The sequence below is a fragment of the Candidatus Clostridium helianthi genome, assembly GCF_045310795.1.
Lineage (GTDB): Bacteria > Bacillota > Clostridia > Clostridiales > Clostridiaceae > Clostridium > Clostridium helianthi.
Genome location: NZ_JBJIAB010000080.1, coordinates 1 through 5300 on the forward strand (window position 1 = coordinate 1; position 5300 = coordinate 5300).

General features: G+C 30.8%; 4 protein-coding genes and 1 pseudogene. 2 read left to right on the forward strand and 3 right to left on the reverse strand.

Features of this window, described 5'->3' with window-relative positions:
• Positions 1–74: 74 nt before the first annotated feature.
• Positions 75–773, reverse strand: coding sequence for an AEC family transporter (locus ACJDTP_RS27065; protein WP_406762969.1), 699 nt, complete (start codon positions 771–773; stop codon positions 75–77).
• A 239-nt stretch (positions 774–1012) separates the two neighbouring features.
• Between ACJDTP_RS27065 and ACJDTP_RS27070 the strand changes: the two genes are divergently transcribed.
• Positions 1013–1867 carry an AraC family transcriptional regulator gene (locus ACJDTP_RS27070; protein ID WP_406762970.1) on the forward strand — a complete coding sequence of 285 codons (855 nt, stop codon included), beginning with the start codon at positions 1013–1015 and terminating at the stop codon, positions 1865–1867.
• A gap of 307 nt (positions 1868–2174) precedes the next feature.
• Here the strand turns inward: ACJDTP_RS27070 and garD are convergent, their stop codons facing one another.
• The gene (gene garD / locus ACJDTP_RS27075; RefSeq protein ID WP_406762971.1) at positions 2175–3692 is read right to left on the reverse strand and encodes a galactarate dehydratase; all 1518 of its coding nucleotides are present in this window, start codon (positions 3690–3692) and stop codon (positions 2175–2177) included.
• Positions 3693–3849: 157 nt separating this feature from the next.
• Between garD and ACJDTP_RS27080 the strand changes: the two genes are divergently transcribed.
• The gene (locus ACJDTP_RS27080; RefSeq protein ID WP_406762972.1) at positions 3850–4773 is read left to right on the forward strand and encodes a LysR family transcriptional regulator; all 924 of its coding nucleotides are present in this window, start codon (positions 3850–3852) and stop codon (positions 4771–4773) included.
• 39 nt (positions 4774–4812) lie between these two features.
• Here ACJDTP_RS27080 and ACJDTP_RS27085 read toward each other — a convergent pair.
• A pseudogene (locus ACJDTP_RS27085) lies at positions 4813–5178 on the reverse strand (LysR family transcriptional regulator substrate-binding protein); the annotation flags it as partial.
• Positions 5179–5300 lie beyond the last annotated feature (122 nt).

The following is a 5300-nucleotide window of genomic DNA, read 5'->3' on the forward strand; positions in this document are numbered from 1 at the left end:
GGCTCCTGTACAATACAGAAACCAGCTCATAGCTGCCTAGCCTTTTTCAAAATGTCCTTGACATAGGAACCATTTTACAATGCTGGTATAACTATCAAACGAATGAAAGAATAATAAACTGCATCTTTATCAAAAATTAATTTTAAATCAACATCGCTTAAAAGCATTCCTATTATCATCATAGAAAAAGATGTGGTAGCGCCAGACAAACCTCTTACTGTGTTGTTTAAAAATACAGGCAGCTGAATATTAAATATCATAATTACAAATCCAATTTCTACTGCAATAATACAAGGATATTTAATCAACTTTTTTATTACCTCCTTTTTACTCGTTTGTGTAAACATTGAGATACCAGATGACCACATAGCAATCCTTTGGGGGATTAAGGCTATTGACATAAATAATAATCCTGTTTGTCCAAACATTACTCCTGCTATTGGTAATCCGATAAAACCAGCGTTGCTGCAAATTGTAGCATATTTCATACACGTCTGTTTACTTTGATCAAATCCTTTATATATAAACTTATTAATAAAAATATAAAATAATTGAGAAAAACACGCAAAAATCAAAGCTAAACTTGTTTGTATCAAAATACTAGTTGTCATTTCTATCTGAAAGGAACTAATAATATTGCAAGGTAAAATAACACCAAACATGATATTTGTAAGCTGGCTTATAGTTTCTTTGCTTATACCTACTTTTTTCCCTAAACAAAAACCTATTGCTGTAAGTGTGAAAATTTGTAATTGTAGATTTATTGCCTCCATATAGTCCTCCTTATATGAGTTTATACATTATTATAATGAATATTGCTGTTTTCCCCTATCCTGTCTCTTAAAAAATTATAAATTGTACTTTGGTTATTATTATTAAACATAAACATTTTTGTTCAATTCCTAATATATCACTAAATATTTGTTAATTCTTTTGATAAATTGGTTTTTTATTTGCATATATTAACATTTTCAGTATACTTTATAGTAAACAGGCTTTTAAGGAGAAAACTATGGATAAGAATTTACACTTCTCTAAAATAGGAGAACAAAATCTTCTAATTAAATATAATGCAGATGAGAATTGGAAAATGGATAAATATGACTGTCATGACATGTTTGAAATTAATTATTGTTTATCCGATAATGCTGAATTTTTTGTGAATGATATAATTTATCCAGTAACAAAAGGTACAGTTTTTGTTTTTAACAATAGTGACATTCATCGAAGCATATCCTTAGATGAATCACCATATAAGAGGTACGTACTTCACTTTAATCCTGAATATATTACAGATCTATGCACTCACGACACCAATCTCTTGGATTGTTTTATAAACCGTAAGCCTCAATTCAATCATAGTATACATCTTACTTCGGAACAAATGGATCGATTTATTGCCTTAATTAATAAGGCTCAATTTTACAATGTTAATAAAGTATATGGTCAGGAAATCTATGAAAAAATAATATTAAGTGAAATTTTGCTTTTTATTACCCCCTTGTATAGTAATAACATTCAATCCTATTCTTCTAAAAACAATAAGGAATTTGAAAAAATACAACCAGTCCTTCAACATATTCAGCTCAATATTAATAGTAATTTATCTTTGGACAGTTTGTCGAAAGATTTTTATATAAACAAGTATTACTTATTAAGCTTATTTAAAAAGGCAACTGGATTTACAATAACTGAATACATAATTAAACGAAGAATAATTAAAGCCTGCGAATTACTTAAAAAGGGACTGCCTGTGCAGCAAGTTGGAGAAATGGCTGGATTCAATAATAATTCTCACTTTATTCGTACCTTTAAAAAAGTTGTAGGTAAATCTCCCAAACAGTATGGCAAACAATTTTACAGCTAAAGTGATGTCCAAAAATTCAAGTCCTGTTTTTCTGCTGTACATATTAATTTACAAATAACCATATGCTTATCCATTTGCCAAATACCTCTAATAAATAATCCCCATAGCAACCTTTATACAATGCTATGGGGGATTATTCTAATAACAAAAAATTACCTGTTAAATCCGTATGAAATTACCGTTATTTTTTATTTACCTAATTAAACATTTACCTTTTTTATAATGAAAATAATATATTGAGAAATTTTAAATTAGCATTAATCTTTTATACTAATACTCTTTTAGCTTTTAACTATTTATTAGAGCTTTAAGTAATTGGTGCTGGGTTGAAAATACATAAATCGTTATGTAATTCATACTTTTCAGCACAAGATTTTTCTCTTCCGCTGGCAACATCAATTATTTTATTGAATAATTCAGTTCCAATTTCTTGAATGCTTGAACCTCCAGTTGCTATAGGACCTGCATTTACATCAATTAAGTCCTGCCACATATCTTTCATATCATTCCTAGAACATACTTTAATTACAGGAGCAGCTGCTAAACCATAAGGTGTACCACGCCCTGTCATGAATACTTGAAGAGTGATACCTGATGCAAGTTGAGATGGACCGCATACAATATCACTAGCTGGTGTTGCTGCATATATAAGACCTTTTTTAGTAGGTCCTTCTGCAGGCGATAAAACTTCTACTATTGGAGAAGTTCCAGACTTTGCAATTGAACCCATGGCTTTTTCTACGATGTTAGATAAACCACCTTTTTTATTACCTGGAGTAGGATTAGCACTACGGTCAACTTGTCCATTTAACAGGTAGTTATCATACCATTTCATTTCAGCAGCTAATTTTTTACCTACTTCTTCGTTTATACAACGTTCACCAATGATATGAACGCCATCACGAACTTCAGTTACTTCAGAAAACATTACTGTAGCTCCTGCTTGAACCAACATATCAGACGCATACCCTGCACTTGGATTTGCTGTAACTCCAGAGAAGGCATCACTACCACCACATTGCATTCCTATGCAAAGGTCTGATAATGGAAGAGTCTCTCTCCTTCTTTCATTTAATTTAGCTAATTTTTTATCAGCCATTTCCATTAATGAATTTATCATAGCATCCATTCCCTTTTGTTCTTGAAGAATGATGACATTTTCAGGACTTATATCAGCCTCATCTAATAACATTTCTACTGTTAATTTTTCGCAGCCTAATGCCACAACCATTACTTCCCCACCGAAATTAGGATGCTTTACAAGATTTTGAAGCGCTCTAATTGGAATTATAGCCTCAGGTGCATTAATAGCAACTCCACATCCATAAGCATGATTAATTGGTACAATATCATCCACATTTGGATATTTAGGAAGTAGTTGTTCCTTCATTTTCTTCACAGCTACATTTAGGACTCCAGTTACACATTGAACTGTTGTACTAATCCCCAAGATATTTCTAGTACCAGCATAACCTCCATTAGGATTTTTATATCCTTCAAAAGTTTTAACTGGTGCCTCCGGAAGATCTGTAACTATGTTTGTTGCAAATGTCATTTCATCTACAGATGGAGGTACTGGCAACTGTAACATATTCTCATTAATCCAGTCACCCTTCTTTATTGGATTAATAGCATACCCTAAAACGATTCCATAACGTACAATCTTTTCGTCCTTTGGAATATCACAGAGTGCTATTTTATGACCTTGTGGAATGTCTTGATTGGCTAATATACCATCCATGACTTCTGTTCCAGCTGGAATTGCATTAACAGCAATTGCTACATTATCTAAGTCATTAATCTTAATAAAAGTTTGTCTACTCATAATATTTTCCCTTTCCCTAATATTCTTATTAAAAGTATTATTTACTAAGAATTTAGTTTGTTTTTTTGTTAATTTTATTGTATAAAATAAGTAACTATTAATCAAATTAATTAAAATAAGATTACTCTTAAAAAAACTTATAGAATAGGTGATAAAGATGGATTTAAAACAACTGGAATACATGGTGCAAATTGCAGAAGAAAAAAATATAACAAAGGCTGCGGAAAAATTGTTCATTACTCAATCAGCACTTAATCAGCAATTATTAAAATTAGAAAAAGAACTAGGCTCACCATTATTTTATCGTTCCAGAACAAACTGGCACTTGACAGAAGTTGGAGAAATATATATAAGCGCTGCTAAAGAAATGCTTGGACTTAAAAAAGAAACTTATAATCGCATTAGTGATCTAATTAACATGAAAAATACTCATTTATCCATAGGCCTCACTCCTGAGCGCGGTATTTCTATGTTTGCATCAGTTTATCCAGAATTTCACAAACTGCACCCAAACGTCATCTTAGATCCCATTGAGCTTAGTGTACGAGAACAGGAATCTATGATTAATCGCAGAGAATTAGACGTTGCTTTCCTAACTCTTTCTGATGATATGCAAAAGAGTGATAATGTATATGTTTCTATATTAAAAGAAGACATTATAGTCGCTATACCTTCAAGTCATCCATTAGCCTCAAATGGAAACTATTATGGCGAACCACTTAAGAATATTGATTTAAAATCACTGAAAGAAGATAATTTCGTATTAATTTCTAAAGACAGTACCATTAGAGAAGCAATTAATCCAATATTCCAAGATTCAGGATTTTCTCCAAAGTTACTATTTGAGACAAGAAGCTGCCAAACCTTAATTAACATGGTAATGAAAAATTTATGCTGCACTATATTACCAGAGCATTATGCAGTTGATTCCAAGGATGTTGTTTATTTTTCTTTACCACAAAAGCCTAAGTTAAGGGTTGTTGCTATGTATAAAAAGGGAGTTTATTTAAGTAAAGCTACAGCTGACTTTATTAAATTAGCTTCAGATTATTGGAACAAAGTACATGAAAAAATTAGATAAGTAATAAATATTATCTTATCTAATTTAATATTATTTCTCTTAATATTTTGAAAATTGTTTTTGCAAAATATTAATGAAATATTTCATATATTGTGGTAAATAAATATTTTTATTATATATTAAATCAATGCTATCAGCTTGATTCATACCTTTTATCTGAAAATACTTCAATTGGTTACTCATGAACTGCGTTTCATTTAAAGTTTGAATGCGCCTCAGCATTATCTGATTACAAAAGCATGCACCACAGTTTTTTGCAGTTAGCAATATTTGAGTATCCGTGTCACTAATAGTGAGCATATTATTTAATGTTAATCCTCTGTCATCTAAAAAATGTTTCACAGTCCTATAAAGACGACTAATTTCAGGGCTAAATATAAATGGCACATGTGTAAATTCCTCTAATGAAACTTCTGTTGAAAAAAAATTATCATTAGGAAAATGTTCATTTAACCCGCATTCAGCATATCATAAATTGCCAAACTTTCCATTTGAGCATTTATGATGTGCTAATTCAATTTTAGTGA

Excerpts from the sequence above, each read along its gene's own strand:
- garD (WP_406762971.1), bottom strand. The coding sequence starts at position 3,692 with ATGAGTAGACAAACTTTTATTAAGATTAATGACTTAGATAATGTAGCA.
- ACJDTP_RS27080 (WP_406762972.1), top strand. The coding sequence starts at position 3,850 with ATGGATTTAAAACAACTGGAATACATGGTGCAAATTGCAGAAGAAAAA.
- ACJDTP_RS27065 (WP_406762969.1), bottom strand. The coding sequence starts at position 773 with ATGGAGGCAATAAATCTACAATTACAAATTTTCACACTTACAGCAATA.
- ACJDTP_RS27070 (WP_406762970.1), top strand. The coding sequence starts at position 1,013 with ATGGATAAGAATTTACACTTCTCTAAAATAGGAGAACAAAATCTTCTA.